Below are 16,776 nucleotides of genomic sequence, written 5' to 3'. Positions count from 1 at the left end.
TCACAGAAACACCACAAAATGTGACTTATGTATACAAACTAGCTAAAGGTGATGTAACAGTAACTTATAAAGATACTGAAGGTAATAAGATTCCAGGTTATGAAACACCTAAAACTGTGGAATCACAATCACCAACAGGGAAAGAGTACACTACTGCAACAGAAGCGTTGAAACCAGCTAAGATTACAACGCCAAGTGGCAAAGTATACAACCTAGTACCAGCACGTACAGAAGGAACAGAAAGTGGAAAAGTAACAGAAACACCACAAAACGTAACCTATGTATATGAATTAGCTAAAGGTGATGTAACAGTAACTTATAAAGATACTGAAGGTAATAAGATTCCAGGTTATGAAACACCTAAAACTGTGGAATCACAATCACCAACAGGGAAAGAGTACACTACTGCAACAGAAGCGTTGAAACCAGCTAAGATTACAACGCCAAGTGGCAAAGTATACAACCTAGTACCTGAAAGTACAGAAGGAAACGAAACTGGCAAAGTCACAGAAACACCACAAAATGTGACTTATGTATACAAACTAGCTAAAGGTGATGTCACAGTAACTTATAAAGATACTGAAGGTAACAAGATCGAAGGCTACGAAACACCTAAGGACGCAGAAAAAGCTGCACCAACAGGAAAAGACTTCAACACAGCAACAGAAGCGTTGAAACCAGCTAAGATTACAACGCCAAGTGGCAAAGTATACAACCTAGTACCAGCACGTACAGAAGGAACAGAAAGTGGAAAAGTAACAGAAACCCCACAAAATGTAACCTATGTATATGAATTAGCTAAAGGTAATGTAACAGTAACTTACAAAGATACTGAAGGTAATACAATTGAAGGCTACGAAACACCTAAGGACGCAGAAAAAGATGCACCAACAGGTAAAGACTTCAATACAGCAACAGAAGCGTTGAAACCAAGTAAGATTACAACGCCAAGTGGCAAAGTATACAACCTAGTACCAGCACGTACAGAAGGAACAGAAAGTGGAAAAGTAACAGAAACCCCACAAAATGTAACCTATGTTTACGAAGAAGTGAAAGAACCAGAAACAAAACAAAAATATGGTAAAGTAATTGTTACTTATATTGATAAAGATGGTCATCCATTGTCAGGAACAACTGAAAATGGTATTAAAGTTGATAAATCAGTAGTTGATACTCCAGAGTCACTAGTGAAAACACTATATGACACAACAGATCATAAACCGGCAACAATCATTACTGAAAATGGTGATGTATATGAATTTGTTAAGAAATCTGAAACATCTGATCCTGAGTCAGGTGAATTAAAAGAAGGTGTTACAACTGTTGAGTACGTCTACCGTAAGGTTGTTACAACATATGTAGATGAAACAGGTAAAGAAATCAATCCATCCGATAAAGGAACAAAGGATAAGAAAGACATTCCAGAGTACACATTCAAAGAAACGAAGAAAGATAAAGATGGAAATACAATCCATGTATATACTAAGAAGTCTTCTTCAACACCATATTCACCAACACCTTCAACTCCAAGTAATGAAGAAAGTAAATCAACAGTTTGGAAAGATACTGAAGGTAATGTTCTAAAACCTCAAGAAGATGGTACAAAAGATAAGGGAACATTTACTGGCTATGAATATGTCAAGACTATTTTAGTTGGAAATGTAACAACTCATATCTTTAAGAAAGTGATTACTCCAATTCATGATGAAACCCCTTCTCATTCAGATGTTCCTGGACAATCAGATATCCCAGCTCATTCAGATGTAACAACAACATCAGATAAATCAACTCAAATAGTGAATTCAAATGAATCAACATTTGTAGATGGTAAACGGGAACTTCCGAATACAGGTACTCAATCATCAACTTCATCTCTCCTTCTTGGAGCTCTAGCAGCAATAACTGGCTTAGGATTAGTTTCAAGACGTCGTAAAGATGATAAAGAGTAAGAATGGTATAAAGCGCAATAAGTAGCTTATCTATCATTCTGAAGTTTATGATAATCAAGAAAAGCCTTTCCTCTATTCTTAGGGGAAGGGCTTTTTGAGATAGGATATGTAGACAAGGCAAACCCCAATAACGAGGTATATTGAAAAATCTCCAGACTAGAGAACTCACTGATAGTTCCTAATCTGGAGATTATTTTTTTACTCTTCTTTCAACTTCGCCAATTCTTAGGCAAGGAGTTTAAGGGCGATTTGTGAGTTGGCTTGGCCTCTTGTTTAGCACGTTTGTTAAAGAGTTCTTGATTGGCATTGAGGCTATTGAAAAGATAGATCTCTTAATTTGAATGATTATTAAACTATATTATAACCTTTAAAAATCATCTAAGATATACTTGTCGTTATTTAATAGCAGTTATCTTCTTTATGGAATGGTGTTCAATGAGCCATCCTACAATCCACCCCGTCGCTAGCAAGTAATTTTCGAAAGCACCGATAGCATTTACAGGAGAATGATACTCCATAAAATTGACTAAGTGATTTGTTCCTATTCCAATCCCACCGAAGATGAGAGCGAGAAGCACGATTCGTAGATAGAACCAATCGTACTTAATATTGACACCGAGAATAAGAATCAATACAGCTAGGTTCCATATTCCAATTTCTCGTTGCCAACCAGTAGAGATTCCGTACCCGGAGTGACTTCCCATGTATGATGGAAAGAAAATTTGTAGTATAGAAGCGCCTAGCATAGCGATGATGACTAAAACAAATAGCAATCGTAAAAATTTGTTCATTTTTTCTTCTTTCTAAAATAGAAAAAGGTATATAAAAAGTCTGTTATTCATCTTCTTTCAACTTCGCTAATTCCTGGGCAAGGAGTTTAAGGGCCACTTGTGGGTTGGCTTGGCCTTTGGTTGCTTTCATCAGGAAGCCTGTAAAGGCCTTATCTGCGTTGCGTTTGCCTGACTTGAAGTCGGCAACTGCGGCTTCGTTATCCGCAAAGACTTGGTGGATAATTGGAATCAAGACAGCTGGATCTGAGATTTGGACCATACCTGCTTTCTCCACGTACTCACGCGCTCCACCACCATTTTTAGCCAGGTGGACAAAGACTTTCTTGGCAATCTTAGAAGAGATAGTGCCGTCTTCGATGATGGCAATCATTTCAACCAAGTTTTCTGGCGTTAGTTCGATTTGTTCAAGTGTCTTGCCTTCAGCATTCAAGAACTGAGCGACTTCTCCTTGGAGCCAGTTAGAGACTTGTTTAGCATCGCCACCGAGGGCGACAGCTTTTTCAAAGAAGTCAGAAGTGACTTTGTTTGCCGTTAACTGGCTAGCATCGTAGTCTGACAAGCCAAGGTCAGATATATAACGCGCACGGCGTTCTTTTGGAAACTCTGGCAACTCTGTACGCATTTCCTCAATCCACTCGTCTGAAATTTCAAAGAGAGGTAGGTCTGGTTCTGGGAAGTAGCGGTAGTCAGCAGCGCCTTCCTTGACACGCATGAGGATGGTTGCCTTGTTGGCTTCATCGTAACGGCGTGTTTCTTGGCGGATTTGACCACCTGAGCGAAGGATTTCAGCCTGACGTTGGACTTCGTATTCAAGACCTTTGCGAACGTTTGAGAAGGAGTTGAGGTTCTTCAACTCAGTCTTGGTACCGAATTTTTCTTGACCATAAGGACGAAGAGAAATATTGGCATCTACACGCATAGAACCTTCTTCCATCTTAACGTCAGAAATGCCAGCGTACTGGATGACTTCCTTGAGGGCTGTTAGATAAGCATAGGCTTCCTCTGGGGAACGCATATCTGCTTCAGATACAATCTCAATCAAGGGCACCCCTTGGCGGTTGAGGTCAACATAAGAGTAGCCATCTGTACCGTGGGTGTTTTTACCAGCGTCTTCTTCTAGGTGGGCACGTTCGATACCGATTTTCTTAGTTGTACCGTCTTCTAGCTCGACTTCAATCCAGCCGTTGTAGCCGATTGGCTCATCAAACTGAGAAATTTGGTAGGCTTTGGGATTATCAGGGTAGAAGTAGTTCTTGCGGTCAAAGTGCATCTTTTTATGGATGTCCATGTTGAGGGCAAGAGCAGCCTTGATACCAGCGTCTACTACACCCTTATTGAGAACTGGCAGTACGCCTGGGAAAGACCAGTCAATCACGTTGGTGTTGGCATTTTGGTCATTTCCAAAGTGGGCAGAAGTAGGTGAGAAGATTTTTGAATTGGTGTTGAGCTCTACGTGGACTTCAAGTCCAATGACTGTTTCAAAGTTCATTAGTTGTCACCTCCAAAAATCACGGGTTGTTGTTTGTGGTAGTCTGTTGTTGCTTCAAAAGCAGCAGCAGCTTGGTAAATGGTTTCTTCAGAATACTTAGGACCAATCAATTGCAGACCGACAGGTAGTCCTTGAGAAAATCCAGCAGGAATCGAAATCCCTGGAAGACCTGCTAAGTTGACTGGTATTGTCAAAAGATCAGCTAAGTACATAGCAACTGGGTCATGGTTGAGTGAGTCCAAGTCATAAGCAACACTTGGAGCAGTTGGACCCAAAATCAAGTCATAATCCGCGAAGACTTTTTCGAAATCTTGAATGATAAGGGTACGAACCTGTCCAGCCTTCTTGTAGTAGGCGTCGTAGTAACCTGATGAAAGGCTGAAAGTACCTAGCATGATACGACGTTTCACCTCTTCACCGAAACCTTGGCTACGGCTGTTTACATAGATTTCGTCAAGATTAGTCGCATCTTCTGCGCGGTAGCCATAACGGATACCATCGAAGCGTTGCAAGTTTGAAGAAGCTTCAGATGAAGCGATGATGTAGTAAACGGCAACCCCGTATTTAGAGTGAGGCAGGCTGACTTCTTCAACGATAGCACCGAGTTTTTCAAAGTGTTTGGCTGCGTTCAGGATAGCTTCTTTAACCTCTGGGTCAATTCCTTCACCGAGGTATTCCTTAGGCAAAGCGATTTTCATACCCTTGATGTCTTGGCCGATTTTTGATGTAAAGTCGGCGATGCGGACAGGAGCAGAAGTAGAGTCTTTGGCATCTTCGCTGGCAATAACATTGAGCAAGAGGGCATTTTCCTTAACAGTAGGAGCAAAAGGTCCGATTTGGTCTAATGAGCTACCAAAGGCAATGAGACCGAAACGTGAAACTGTTCCGTAGGTTGGTTTGAGACCAACGATCCCGTTGAAGGCAGCTGGTTGGCGGATAGAACCACCAGTATCAGAACCAAGTGACAAGCGAACTTGTCCTGAGGCTACAGCTGCGGCAGAACCACTTGATGAACCACCAGGAACCTTGTTTTGATCCCAAGCGTTTTTAGTCGCACCATAGTGTGAAGTTTCACCTGAACCACCCATGGCAAACTCGTCCATGTTAGTTTTCCCGACGACAATCATGCCTTTCGCTTTTGCATTGGCAACGGCTGTCGCATCAAAGATAGGCTCATAGTTGTAGAGTATTTTTGAAGCAGCAGTTGTGAGAATACCATCAGTAGAGATATTGTCTTTAACTGCAAGTGGAATTCCTGAAAGAACATTATCAGCGTCAATTCCAGCTTCATCAATAGCTTTAGCTTGAGCAAGAGCTTGCTCCTCAGCGATGGTAACAAAAGCGTTGATAGCTGTCTCGCGAGATTTGATATCTTCAAGCGTTGCTTGGGTCAATTCTGTTGCAGAAATTTCCTTAGAGACAAGGAGATTGTGCAAGTCTTCAATGGTTTTATTGTTGAAAGTCATTAGGCATCTCCTCCATCGTCTAGGATAGCTGGTACCTTGATATAGTAGTTGTCTTTTTCAGGTACGTTTTTAAACAAGCGATCACGGTTTGTCCCTTCTTCGGCCACATCAGGGCGGAGTACGGTCTTGCGGTCAGCCATGGTCGTGGTAGGTGCGACACCAGTTGTGTCAACTTCGCCCAGCAATTCAACCATGTCAACAATCTTAGACAAGGTAGTCGCAAAGGCAGCAGTTTCTTCTTCAGAGAATCTTAATTTTGAAAGATTGGCAACGTGTGTTACCTCTTCTTGCGTAATTTTCATCTTGCATCCTTTCGTGAAATGATGATTTTTAGTCTGTTCTATTTTACCATATTTTCCTATAAATAAGGGAGGGAAAGGTGAAAAAAGACAAGTGGAGGATAGAGATTGGTTTTTTTGAAAGATACAAAAAATAGCCGTCCTAACTTTGGCGAGTTAACGAGCTATTTTTTTAGTTATATAATTACAGCCACCGTCTTAAACGGCTCTGTAGGGTGTTGTTGACCCAACACCTTTTTCTATATTCATTGCAACATTTACTTTAAAAATTGCAAGAGGAGTAGGATGGTTAGTACCTAAGTGGGGCAATAGTTGAATAGTAGGCATTAAAATTGCTAGATAGTTTTTGTTTGTTGTTGATTAGCAAACTAAGATTTTTTGATTTTAATATGCACTCTTTTGGTATTCATTCCATAAAGACTGAAGTTCATCTGCATGTTCTAAGACATATTGCCTTATCATTTTTAGGTCTTTTGCTTTTGCTTTACCATCTCTCAGTTCACCGTTCAGAAACATTGAACCCACTTCTTCTCCGTGGATATAAAAGTGAATATGCGCTTTTTGACTTTTATGGTTATGTTCGTTAGGATGAATTTCAATACCATACTTTTATACTCAATAAAAATCAAAGAGTAAACTAGAAAGCTAGGCGCAGGCTGCTCAAAGCACTGCTTTGAGGTGGTAGATAAGACTGACGAAGTCAGTTACATATATCTACGACAAGCCGACGCTGACGTGGTTTGAAGAGATTTTTGAAGAGTATTAAGAAAGAATATTTAGGCATGTAGTAGTCCAACGTAGTCCTTCCATGTTTCAAGGTAGTTATCGCGATTTAACTCAATTTGCTTTTGAGCAAAACGAATGTCATAGTCTGCCAAGTCCAAATTTTCCAATACTTCTCCAGTTAGAATACTAAAGGTTCCAATTAATTCATCGTCATCATACATGCGTAAAATAGGGTTGCTTGGATTCTTGTAAATATCATCTTTTGTTACTTCTAAATTGGTTACACCAAATTCCTTGAACATGATTGCTTCTCTTTTTCTTTTATTATATCATTTTTGCTAGAATTGTCACGGTTTTCGACATATTTTCCTATAAATAAGGGAGGGAGAAGTGAAAAGAAATAGAAATTGAAAAAAATGCAAAAATCCGATATAATGGAGTGTTGAAAGGAATGGTAAAATCCAATGTAGAAATCATTCTTAGCTATTGAACCAAGAAAAATAGAGAATCTAAAGAAAGAGAACTTATGAATATTCAAGAAGAAATTAAGAAACGTCGTACTTTTGCCATTATCTCTCACCCGGACGCGGGGAAAACTACCATTACTGAGCAGTTGCTCTACTTTGGGGGCGAGATTCGTGAGGCTGGTACTGTAAAAGGAAAGAAAACAGGGACTTTTGCCAAGTCTGACTGGATGGATATCGAGAAGCAACGTGGGATTTCGGTTACTTCATCTGTGATGCAGTTTGACTACGATGGTAAGCGTGTCAACATCCTCGACACCCCAGGACACGAGGATTTCTCAGAAGATACCTATCGTACCTTGATGGCGGTGGATGCTGCTGTCATGGTCGTGGACTCTGCCAAGGGTATTGAGGCTCAAACCAAGAAATTGTTTGAGGTTGTCAAACATCGTGGCATTCCAGTCTTTACTTTTATGAACAAGCTGGACCGTGATGGTCGTGAGCCACTAGACCTCTTGCAAGAATTGGAAGAAGTCTTGGGAATTGCGAGCTATCCGATGAACTGGCCAATCGGGATGGGGAAAGCCTTTGAAGGCTTGTATGACCTCTATAACCAACGCTTGGAGCTCTATAAAGGGGATGAGCGTTTTGCTAGTCTAGAAGATGGGGACCAGCTTTTCGGTAGCAATCCTTTCTACGAGCAAGTTAAGGATGATATTGAACTTTTAAATGAAGCTGGAAATGAGTTTTCAGAGGAAGCTATTCTGGCTGGAGAGTTGACACCTGTCTTCTTCGGTTCAGCTTTGACAAACTTTGGTGTGCAGACCTTCCTTGAAACTTTCCTTAAGTTTGCTCCAGAACCACATGGTCACAAGAAAACAGACGGAGAAATTGTGGATCCTCATGATAAGGATTTCTCAGGATTTGTCTTTAAAATCCAAGCCAACATGGACCCTCGTCACCGTGACCGTATTGCCTTTGTCCGTATCGTATCGGGTGAATTTGAGCGTGGTATGAGTGTCAATTTGCCTCGTACTGGTAAGGGTGCCAAACTGTCTAATGTTACTCAGTTTATGGCGGAAAGTCGTGAGAATGTGACCAATGCCGTGGCGGGTGATATCATCGGTGTTTACGATACAGGTACATATCAGGTTGGGGATACCTTGACAGTTGGGAAAAACAAATTTGAATTTGAACCACTGCCAACCTTTACTCCTGAAATTTTCATGAAAGTTTCTGCTAAGAATGTCATGAAGCAGAAATCCTTCCACAAGGGGATTGAGCAATTGGTGCAAGAAGGTGCTGTTCAGCTCTATAAGAATTACCAAACAGGCGAGTACATGCTAGGCGCTGTAGGTCAACTCCAGTTTGAAGTCTTCAAGCACCGCATGGAAGGTGAGTACAATGCGGAAGTGGTTATGAGCCCAATGGGTAAAAAGACGGTTCGTTGGATCAAGCCTGAGGACTTGGATGAACGGATGTCATCAAGTCGCAATATCTTGGCCAAAGACCGTTTTGACCAACCAGTCTTCCTCTTTGAAAATGACTTTGCCCTCCGCTGGTTTGCAGATAAGTATCCAGATGTAGAGTTGGAAGAGAAGATGTAGATCGCCAAAGTTACTTGATTGTGTAACAATCTAAGTAACTAACGAGTCTGGGACAAAATAGTTCTCAGCCACAAAAAAGCTAGAGATTTCCAATTGCGGAACTCTAGCTTTTAATTTTGATTCGTTCTCTTATTGTATTTTAGGAGGTTATTGGCCATAAGTACCAATCCCATGTCAATTCTCACTTGACGCTTGCCTCTCAGATTACATCACTTGTACCCCAAACAAGCCTTTATCTGCCCAAAGACAGGTTCCACATCAATCTTGCGTTGAGCGAAAATCTGTCTACCTTGGGGAGATAAAAGCGCCTGACATTCTTTCGTTTTTAAGTGCTGATAGCGTTCATTAATATAGAGTCCCTTTTGAGGAGCTGATTCAGGTTCATCTGCGTAGTAAACCTTGATTTCCTGTTGAAAGTCCGTCTGTGTTTTCTGATGTTTGATATGGTGAAAACGATAGCACCAGCCATCAGGATGTGTGTAGCTATCCTCCTTATCATCATAGTGCCAATTCGCTAAGTTTCTAGCTGACTGTTTATACCCTCTCTTCTGTTCCTTATCAAACATGGCATATTTAATCAGATGGTTTACCTTATTTTCATCTAAACGAAGGAGGTTCTCTTCACTTCCATATCCAGCATCTGCGACAACTGTCTGTACGTCATGTGGATAGGTTTCAAGGAATGGCAGAAGAGTCTTGGTGTCTGTCGGATTTGAGAAGATATCATAGTGAAGAACAAATTGATTTTCCGTAGCGATTTGAAGATTATATGCAGCCTTGAGTTGGCCATTTTTCATATGGTCTTCTTTCATCCGCATAAAAGTGGCATCTGGATCGGTTTTGGAAAAACTGTTACGCCCTTCAAATGTCTCCTGATAGCTCTCATATTTTTCAGCACGTACTGAAAAATCCTCCTTGACTTTACGCAAGACTTTCTTGAGTTTACGACGCTGGGTTTTACGTTCATCCTTTCCTTTAACGGGTGTCTCCTCAATGTCCTGGTTCAGTTTTTCCAATTCTTCTTCAAGGACTTGAGCGAATTCAAGCAACTGCTCTGAAGAAATTGGTTCTTTTTCATCCAGTTTAATAGCTTGATGGATAAGGGGTGTGATTTCTTCTTGAAAATAGACTTGTATCTGTTCTTAAAGTTTGGCAGAAAACTTGTCCGTTGCTTTCTTCCACACGAAACTATACTTGTTGGCATTAGCTTCAATCTTAGTTCCGTCAATAAACAGACAATCTAAAGTCACTAACTCTTCCATTTTTAAACGAAGATTGAGGTCGATGAAAAGATTTCGAATGAGTTCTTCCATCCCTTCAGCTACACGAAACCGATTGATAGTGCGGTAGCTGACAACCAACTGTCCTGTTAGGTATTGCATCGCGAGATTTTCAATCATCATTTTTTCAATTTTTCGACCAGAGAAAATCCCTTGTGAATAGGCAAATAGAAGAGCAGATACAAGCATTTTAGGGTGATAAGACGGGCGACCAAAGGCATGATAGAAGGCGTGGAAGGGGCTATCTTCCAAGGTATTCACCACTTTTTCAATAGTAAAGACAAGATGATCTTGTGGCAAGAAGGAACTGATTTCTAGTGGTAAAGTTGTTTGATTTGTGTTATAGTGAATATGCATGGGGTAGCCTTTCTAAATGGTTTATTGGGCAATTCTATTTTACCAAGACTATCGCAACCATGCAAAAAAGCAACGGATTTGCCGTTGCTTTTTTTGGAGATAAGAGACTATTGTCCCAGACTCTAGGCGCTCCACTAGGAAAGTTTTACGAATAATATCGATTCGTAAAACTTTCCGTCGTAACTGGTAGTGAGCGGTCTAGCTAACTGCCTTACTAACTGAGTTTTACGAATGGAGTCGATTTGTAAAACTCAGTGTCGTAATCTAATAATAGGTAACCTCTATGGCGGCTTACCTAAACGCTTCACTAGGGAAAATCCACGAATATTATCGATTCGTGGATTTTTCCGTCGTAGCAGAAAGTAGGTTGCCTAGCTAACTGCCTTACTAACTACGCTTGGCAAATGGAATCGATTTGCCAAACTCCGTGTCGTAGTGTAACAATCGGCTTACCTGAACGTTTCACTAAGAAAACTCCATAGTTGAAATTGAGTCTACTGAAATAGTCATCAATTTGATGGCTTTTATTTGAAAAAAGACAGTAAAAAAGCGTAAAAAAATCATTGTCAAAAGAATTACTAGATGCCAGACTGACAGTTTCAAATTCAGCCTTTGTTCAAAGACGCCGCTATCAAATAAAATCTGAAGCTTTCTATGCCCTATTTAAAGAATTTACAGCACCTATTTCACTTAATACTGATTTTCCAATATTCGCTGCTGGTGGGAGTGATATCTGTATTCCTCGAAATCCTATGGATACAGAAACCTCTGTCCAAACCCAAACGGATGTTAAATCCTATAATCTCATACACATAAACGCCCTATACGACTTGACGACTGGAGTGTATCGAGATATTTCTATTCAAGACAAACATGTGCAAGATGAGCGCTTAGCTCTGATTCAGATGATGAAGGCTTCTCTCTTTCGAGAAAGCTCTTGTTATCATGGATAGAGGTTATGAAAGTTACCATCTCATGGCTCATTTTCAGGAAAAAGGATGGCTTTATATTATCCGCATTCGAGATGGGAAACAATCCATGTATTCCTCCTTTAACTTGCCAAATACAGAGTGTTTTGATCAAACATTTTCTCTAACATTATCACGAAAGCAAACCAAGCAGTTTAAAAAACGTTATCGTGATTTCCCCAATGACTATCATTTTATTCCACATCATTCTACTTTTGATTTTCTTCCAGAAGCAAGTCAAAAACAGGATACTGTAGCACTCTATGAGCTTCCGTTTCGTATGGTGCGTTTAGAAGTGGAAGAAGGAAAATACGAAACTTTAGTGACCAATACAGACTATTCAGTCCAAGAATTAAAAAATCTCTACGCCAGTAGATGGGGCATAGAGACTAGTTTTCGTGACCTGAAATACAGTGTGGGCTTGGTCAATTTTCATGCAAAAAAGAAGGAAGGGATTCTCCAAGAGTTCTTTGCTCGCTTTACAAATTTTAACTTTTGTCGTTGGGTAACCTCGAAAGTTGCCATCGACAGTAGTCACAAAAAACAAAGATATAAAGTGTGTTTCTCAGATGCAGCTTATGCCTGCCGTTTGTTTTTTAACGGTTCCCTTTCTTCTCTCCAGTTGAAAAACTACCTCAAGAAACAGTTATCTATTATTCGACCGAATCGAAAATATCCAAGAAAGATAAAGGCTCAATCGGTAGTTGATTTCATCTATAGAGTGACATAAATCTTAAAAAATAGGGTGAAAAACCTTTATTTGTCATGCAAAAAATAGGAGATAGGATAGAGAATCACTTTGATGATCTCAATCCTATCTCCTTATTTAAGTAGTTAGATTACTAACTTAATGACATTAGGTTTCTAGAATGAATTTTTTTTATTGAAAACAAGATATTATGTATAAAACGGATAATATATATATATATATATCGTTTTTTGTAAATATTTTTAAATTTCGACAAGATAATCATAAAAATAACCTATTGACTTTCGTTTTAATTTAAAGTATTCTAAAATAGAATAATTAAACTTGGTGGGAGTGTAGGCTTTTGCCTAGAAATGAGAGAATAAGATATGTTTTTCAGACGTCAGAATGGTCGTTATAGAGAGACGGACCGTGTGACACGTTATAAGTTAATTAAATCAGGTAAACATTGGTTGCGAGCTTCAACCTCTCTTTTTGGTTTGTTCAAGGTTATGCGAGGTGGTGTTGATACGACTCAAGTCATGACTGAAGTAGTAGAAGATAAAGTGAATCCTTCTATTACAGGTCTGGATATCATAAAGGGTCTTGCTGCTACAGGAGCAGTTTTAGGTGCTAGCGTTGCCACTCAAACAAAAGTATTTGCAAATGAAACAGTAGCCATGGAAAAAACATTGGAAAATCCAGATCTTTTGGTTACAAATGATACAGCAGTTTTGGGTACGACATCTCTAAGTAACTCGGAAAATTCTGCTAGCTTGTCTACTTCTGTGAGTGAGAGCACTTCGATTTCTGAATCTGTGTCTAATAGCACATCATCCAGTATTTCAGTAAGCACATCAGCTAGTCTTTCTGCCAGTACTTCAACTAGTGCATCTGTTAGTGCTTCTAGCAGTATTAGTCAATCGGAAAGTAAACCAGGAAGTGTTTCTGTAACCTCAAGTTTATCAGTTGAACAGAGCACGTCTGCAGCAACAACTGAGCAGTCTTCTTCTGTTTCAAAAGAATCAACTAATCTTAAAATTGACTCTGCTGTACTGAAGGCTGCTGAGATTGATGGAAAGGTTAGTGCGAGCGCTGTTCAATCAACTTCTGCTACAACTAGTTTAGCGGGAGTTACTGCTGGTGCTATCGCAACAGCGGAAGTTTCAGCTAAACAACAGGATGAAAATCGTAAGAAGCTAACCCAACTTTCAGCTGAGATGGGAGAGTATCTAGCTAAAGCTGTAGGTTTGCCGAATGCGGACTCTGCTATTACTAAGGTAAATGCTGCTGTGATAGAGATTGAAAAAGCTTTGGCAGATCCGACTGGTGATTTGACAAGTGCTGTGAAGAAGGCAACCTTGGCACGTAATTCGATTGTCAATACTGTTTTAGGTGCAAATTCTGGTAAGCGTGATGTACGTAACGGAAAACCAATGTTGCGAGATGCTTCTCTTCGAGCAAGTTGGGCTCCTCAGCAGGGCGATGGTCGCATGAATGTAAGTAGTCCAACTGCTACTTTTGATAAAGCTACTGGTATCGCGACGTACACCATGAATGTTCAGGCGAATAGTGCTTTGAGCAATGTAGGTGTTAAAATAAATGTCGGCCAAGGTGGCCATATCCAAAGTGCTTCTTTTAATGGGCAATCTATGGAGAAAACCTTTACTCAAGGTTCGGAAACAGTCTTTAATTACAAACATGGACAAAATAGAAACTTAAGTGGTAGGATTGAAGTCAGAGTTAAATACGATAACAATGTGCCGACTGCAACTGCAGATATGCAGGTACAGGTCAGCTCAGCACCTATCGGGCAAAATACTCAAGGAAATGCTTCTAGAGTTCAATCTGCAAGTGTTCCAACAGGGTATACTGCATCAAAACCTACGACACCACCTTCTGTAAGTAAATCAGGTCCAATTATCCAGAATAATAATGGAACTCATTTTGATGTCTATAATGATGATTATTTCGTTCATAATCTTCCTATTTTAAAAAATGGAGCTAGTATCCGCCAATATGGAATTATCGAGCAGGATGCCATTCCTGGAGTCACTTATGGTGGACAATTGATGGGAGTAGAAATAAATCGACCCAATCCGAGATATAATGGTTACGTTGCTGGTACTGGAAGCCCATGGTTAAATCAAAAAGAGGAAATTCGAAATATTGGAGCGGGTATTTCAGGTACTGTAGGTAACGGAGAGGCGTCCGCTGTAGTAGGAAAAACCTATAGCTATCGTGTTGGTGCAGTTGATTGGGGAAATAGATCATCTGAGGCTACTCTTACCTATACTATCAAGGGTTTCAACGAACGCCATGATGTTCAAAGTGGGAATATTGTTCAAGTTAAGGATTTGGAGCATTTAACACCACAAGAAATTGCAGAAGTTTATAATAATTTTATTAATAATGACGCCAATAAACGTGATTTACTATCTAATCAAGATCTCGCTAAAAGAGGAATAAACCCACAAGTAAATTCGGACGCAAATGGAACTGTTTTAACCTTCCCAGGTACTAGAGCTAAAATAGAAGTTTCAACAAATGGTACGATCACAGTTACCTATCGTGATGGTACTACAAGTACTATCAATGCTACCTTGGAAAAATACAATCCAATTGCTAAAGTCCCTAAAGTCTATACCTATATTGGTGAACAGGCTGGTGACTTAGCGAATGCAAGTAATTTTATCCAACGTGCTAACGGTAAAGCATTCCCAAATGGAACAAATATTACTTGGAAACAAGGAGCGGGGATTACTAATACTGAAACAGGTTCTAGAACAGCAATTGCTCATATCGACTATCCTAATGGTGGTAGTGAAGATGTTGCTGTAGATTATGAAGTTCTGTCGACAATTAAACCTAAAGGTCCTGTGAATGATATTCAAGGAACAACTCCTCACAATGGAACACTTTGGGATAATTATGTTGTTAAACAAGGATTAAGTGATTACCCAAGTGGTTCAAGTAAAACTTGGAGTAAAAATGGTCAAGTGGTTTCTGGTTCGCCAATTAGTACAACTGATACTGGAAGACACCCTTATCAAGTGACTCTCACATATCCAGTTGGTCGTATGGGAGAAGGTGACACTAATAAATTAAGCAAGACTGTAGACGTTACTCATGATGTCTATAAGTTTGAATCAAATCGTTCCTATACTTTTACACAAAATAAAACAGATGAATCAGCTTATAGACAAGCTGCTACAAATCCTAAAGAAGCGATTACAAAAGTATCGGCAAGCCCAGATTTTAATGCTGCAAATACGAATTACAGGTGGGTTGACGGAGCTCCGTCACTTTCTACAGTTGGAAGTTTCACTAAGTATGTTGAAGTGGAACTACCTGTGGATTCAACAGGGGTAAGAGTTAAACAGAATGTTCCTGTTACAATAAGAGTAAATCCACAAGCGCCTGAAATTGCAACTGATTCAGTTACTGAAAAAGGTGGTTTGCCAAATCGTTCGATTGTGGTAAATAACGTAACTCCAGGAGCAACCGTCACTTTAACGATTGGTACTCAAACCTTCACTAAACAATCTACTGGAACAAATGTGACGTTTGAACCGTCTGAGTTGAAACGAGCTACTGATACTAATAATGGTTTGCTGCCTACAGGAAATGTAACGGTTAAACAAGAAATGGTTGTTAGGGATCCAAATGGTAGCAATGTAACTCTTCAATCTGCCACATCTTCTAAGACAATTACTAAAGAAAGTGTAGCTCCAAATCCTGAATTTGAAATTTATGTCAAGAATGATGGTAAGTGGCAAAAACTTTCTCCGAAAAATAATGTCCGCCCTGGTACGAGTGGATACGAGATTTTTGCTGGAGATGAGGTTAAAGTTGTCTTAAAAGGTTCAGATAATAGTGGCAAACTTAGAGATTTGAAACTTTATGATGGTATTTCTGATAAAGATAGAATATTCTCAGGTGATGCTTCTTCGAATGATAGTGCACCAGGATTCAAGAATAAACCAACGAATGCTCCTACCACTTTAGAATATACAGCGACTTATAATCCTAATCAGCAATATGCTGATACAAATAAATGGAATCTCGGGACCAAAGCTGTAGACTTGTCTAATAACGAAGCACGTACTCCGACAGTAGTTGTTGCTCAAGGTAAATTGAATGAAAGATTCCCTGGTAAGAAGCCGTCAGTGGTCTTCCAAGTTAAACATCCAAACGCTCTGAGTCAGCGTGAGAAAGATGAAATCTTGGCTGCTGTGAAAACAGCAAATCCAGAGACTGCAAACCGTATCAGAAGTTATTCTATTGCAGAGAATGGAACGGTAACCATTACTTATAAAGATGGAACGGTAAATACGGTAACGCCAAATATATCTGACTCAGATTACCGTGCATCAGTATCAGCAAGCACAAGCGCGTCAGTATCAGCCTCAACAAGTGCAAGCCAAAGTGCTTCAACAAGCGCGTCTAAGTCAGCGTCAATAAGTGCAAGTCAAAGTGCTTCAACGAGTGCGTCTAAGTCCGCATCGACAAGTGCATCTAAGTCAGCTTCAACCAGTGCGAGCCAAAGTGCTTCAACGAGCGCATCTAAGTCCGCATCGACAAGTGCCAGCCAAAGTGCTTCAACGAGCGCATCTAAGTCCGCATCGACAAGTGCCAGCCAAAGTGCTTCAACGAGCGCATCTAAGTCCGCATCGACAAGTGCCAGCCAAA

Annotated in this window: 10 protein-coding genes and 2 pseudogenes; 5 read left to right on the top strand and 7 right to left on the bottom strand. The window is 40.0% G+C overall.

What is annotated here, in order from left to right; all coding sequences use genetic code 11:
* The coding region (locus RWP09_RS09700) for a MucBP domain-containing protein (RefSeq protein ID WP_314437141.1) at positions 1-1,949 on the top strand (1,949 nt) is incomplete at its 5' end.
* Between the two features lie 395 nt (positions 1,950-2,344).
* On the opposite strand, the gene RWP09_RS09695 is transcribed toward RWP09_RS09700, so the two are convergent.
* The 6 genes from RWP09_RS09695 to RWP09_RS09670 all read right to left on the bottom strand — a co-directional run bounded on the left by RWP09_RS09695 (position 2,345) and on the right by RWP09_RS09670 (position 7,022).
* The gene (locus tag RWP09_RS09695) at positions 2,345-2,740 is read right to left on the bottom strand and encodes a hypothetical protein (protein WP_314437139.1); all 396 of its coding nucleotides are present in this window, start codon (positions 2,738-2,740) and stop codon (positions 2,345-2,347) included.
* A 43-nt stretch (positions 2,741-2,783) separates the two neighbouring features.
* Positions 2,784-4,229 (bottom strand): Asp-tRNA(Asn)/Glu-tRNA(Gln) amidotransferase subunit GatB, encoded by a 1,446-nt coding sequence (gene gatB, locus RWP09_RS09690; protein ID WP_314437137.1) that lies wholly within the window; start codon positions 4,227-4,229, stop codon positions 2,784-2,786.
* Entirely contained in the window at positions 4,229-5,695 is a 1,467-nt protein-coding gene (gene gatA / locus RWP09_RS09685) for an Asp-tRNA(Asn)/Glu-tRNA(Gln) amidotransferase subunit GatA (RefSeq protein ID WP_314437135.1), read from the bottom strand. Before gatA ends, gatB begins: the two co-directional genes overlap by 1 nt.
* Entirely contained in the window at positions 5,695-5,997 is a 303-nt protein-coding gene (gene gatC, locus RWP09_RS09680) for an Asp-tRNA(Asn)/Glu-tRNA(Gln) amidotransferase subunit GatC (RefSeq protein ID WP_000705424.1), read from the bottom strand. The genes gatA and gatC overlap by 1 nt, the downstream gene beginning before the upstream one ends.
* A 381-nt stretch (positions 5,998-6,378) precedes the next feature.
* Positions 6,379-6,594, bottom strand: a complete 216-nt coding sequence (locus RWP09_RS09675; RefSeq protein WP_314437143.1) for a DUF4160 domain-containing protein — start codon at positions 6,592-6,594, stop codon at positions 6,379-6,381.
* Positions 6,595-6,770: 176 nt separating this feature from the next.
* Positions 6,771-7,022: a hypothetical protein gene (locus RWP09_RS09670; protein WP_000471833.1), complete on the bottom strand. Its 252-nt coding sequence runs from the start codon at positions 7,020-7,022 to the stop codon at positions 6,771-6,773.
* Between the two features lie 224 nt (positions 7,023-7,246).
* Here RWP09_RS09670 and RWP09_RS09665 point away from each other — a divergent pair, with 224 nt between their 5' ends.
* Positions 7,247-8,791, top strand: a complete 1,545-nt coding sequence (locus RWP09_RS09665) for a peptide chain release factor 3 (protein ID WP_314437129.1) — start codon at positions 7,247-7,249, stop codon at positions 8,789-8,791.
* Between the two features lie 110 nt (positions 8,792-8,901).
* Here the strand turns inward: RWP09_RS09665 and RWP09_RS09660 are convergent.
* A pseudogene (locus RWP09_RS09660) lies at positions 8,902-10,428 on the bottom strand (IS1182 family transposase).
* On the opposite strand from RWP09_RS09660, the gene RWP09_RS09655 reads away from it, so the two are divergent.
* From RWP09_RS09655 to RWP09_RS09645, 3 genes and pseudogenes are all read left to right on the top strand, one after another.
* Positions 10,389-10,583 (top strand): hypothetical protein, encoded by a 195-nt coding sequence (locus RWP09_RS09655; RefSeq protein WP_314437127.1) that lies wholly within the window; start codon positions 10,389-10,391, stop codon positions 10,581-10,583. The pseudogene RWP09_RS09660 and the gene RWP09_RS09655 overlap by 40 nt on opposite strands.
* A 405-nt stretch (positions 10,584-10,988) precedes the next feature.
* Positions 10,989-12,126: pseudogene (locus tag RWP09_RS09650) on the top strand (IS4 family transposase); the annotation flags it as partial.
* 347 nt (positions 12,127-12,473) lie between these two features.
* Positions 12,474-16,776 (top strand): accessory Sec-dependent serine-rich glycoprotein adhesin (locus RWP09_RS09645; protein ID WP_314437124.1); only part of this gene is annotated, 4,303 nt, incomplete at its 3' end.

The organism is uncultured Streptococcus sp. (assembly GCF_963521255.1).
In the GTDB taxonomy this organism is placed as follows: domain Bacteria; phylum Bacillota; class Bacilli; order Lactobacillales; family Streptococcaceae; genus Streptococcus.
Note: the sequence above shows the minus strand (reverse complement) of the source record. Positions and strands in the feature narration are given on the sequence as shown.

Bases quoted from the DNA above. Each gene is read 5' to 3' on its own strand.
- RWP09_RS09695 (WP_314437139.1), bottom strand. From the start codon at position 2,740: ATGAACAAATTTTTACGATTGCTATTTGTTTTAGTCATCATCGCTATG.
- gatB (WP_314437137.1), bottom strand. From the start codon at position 4,229: ATGAACTTTGAAACAGTCATTGGACTTGAAGTCCACGTAGAGCTCAAC.
- gatA (WP_314437135.1), bottom strand. From the start codon at position 5,695: ATGACTTTCAACAATAAAACCATTGAAGACTTGCACAATCTCCTTGTC.
- gatC (WP_000705424.1), bottom strand. From the start codon at position 5,997: ATGAAAATTACGCAAGAAGAGGTAACACACGTTGCCAATCTTTCAAAA.
- RWP09_RS09670 (WP_000471833.1), bottom strand. From the start codon at position 7,022: ATGTTCAAGGAATTTGGTGTAACCAATTTAGAAGTAACAAAAGATGAT.
- RWP09_RS09665 (WP_314437129.1), top strand. From the start codon at position 7,247: ATGAATATTCAAGAAGAAATTAAGAAACGTCGTACTTTTGCCATTATC.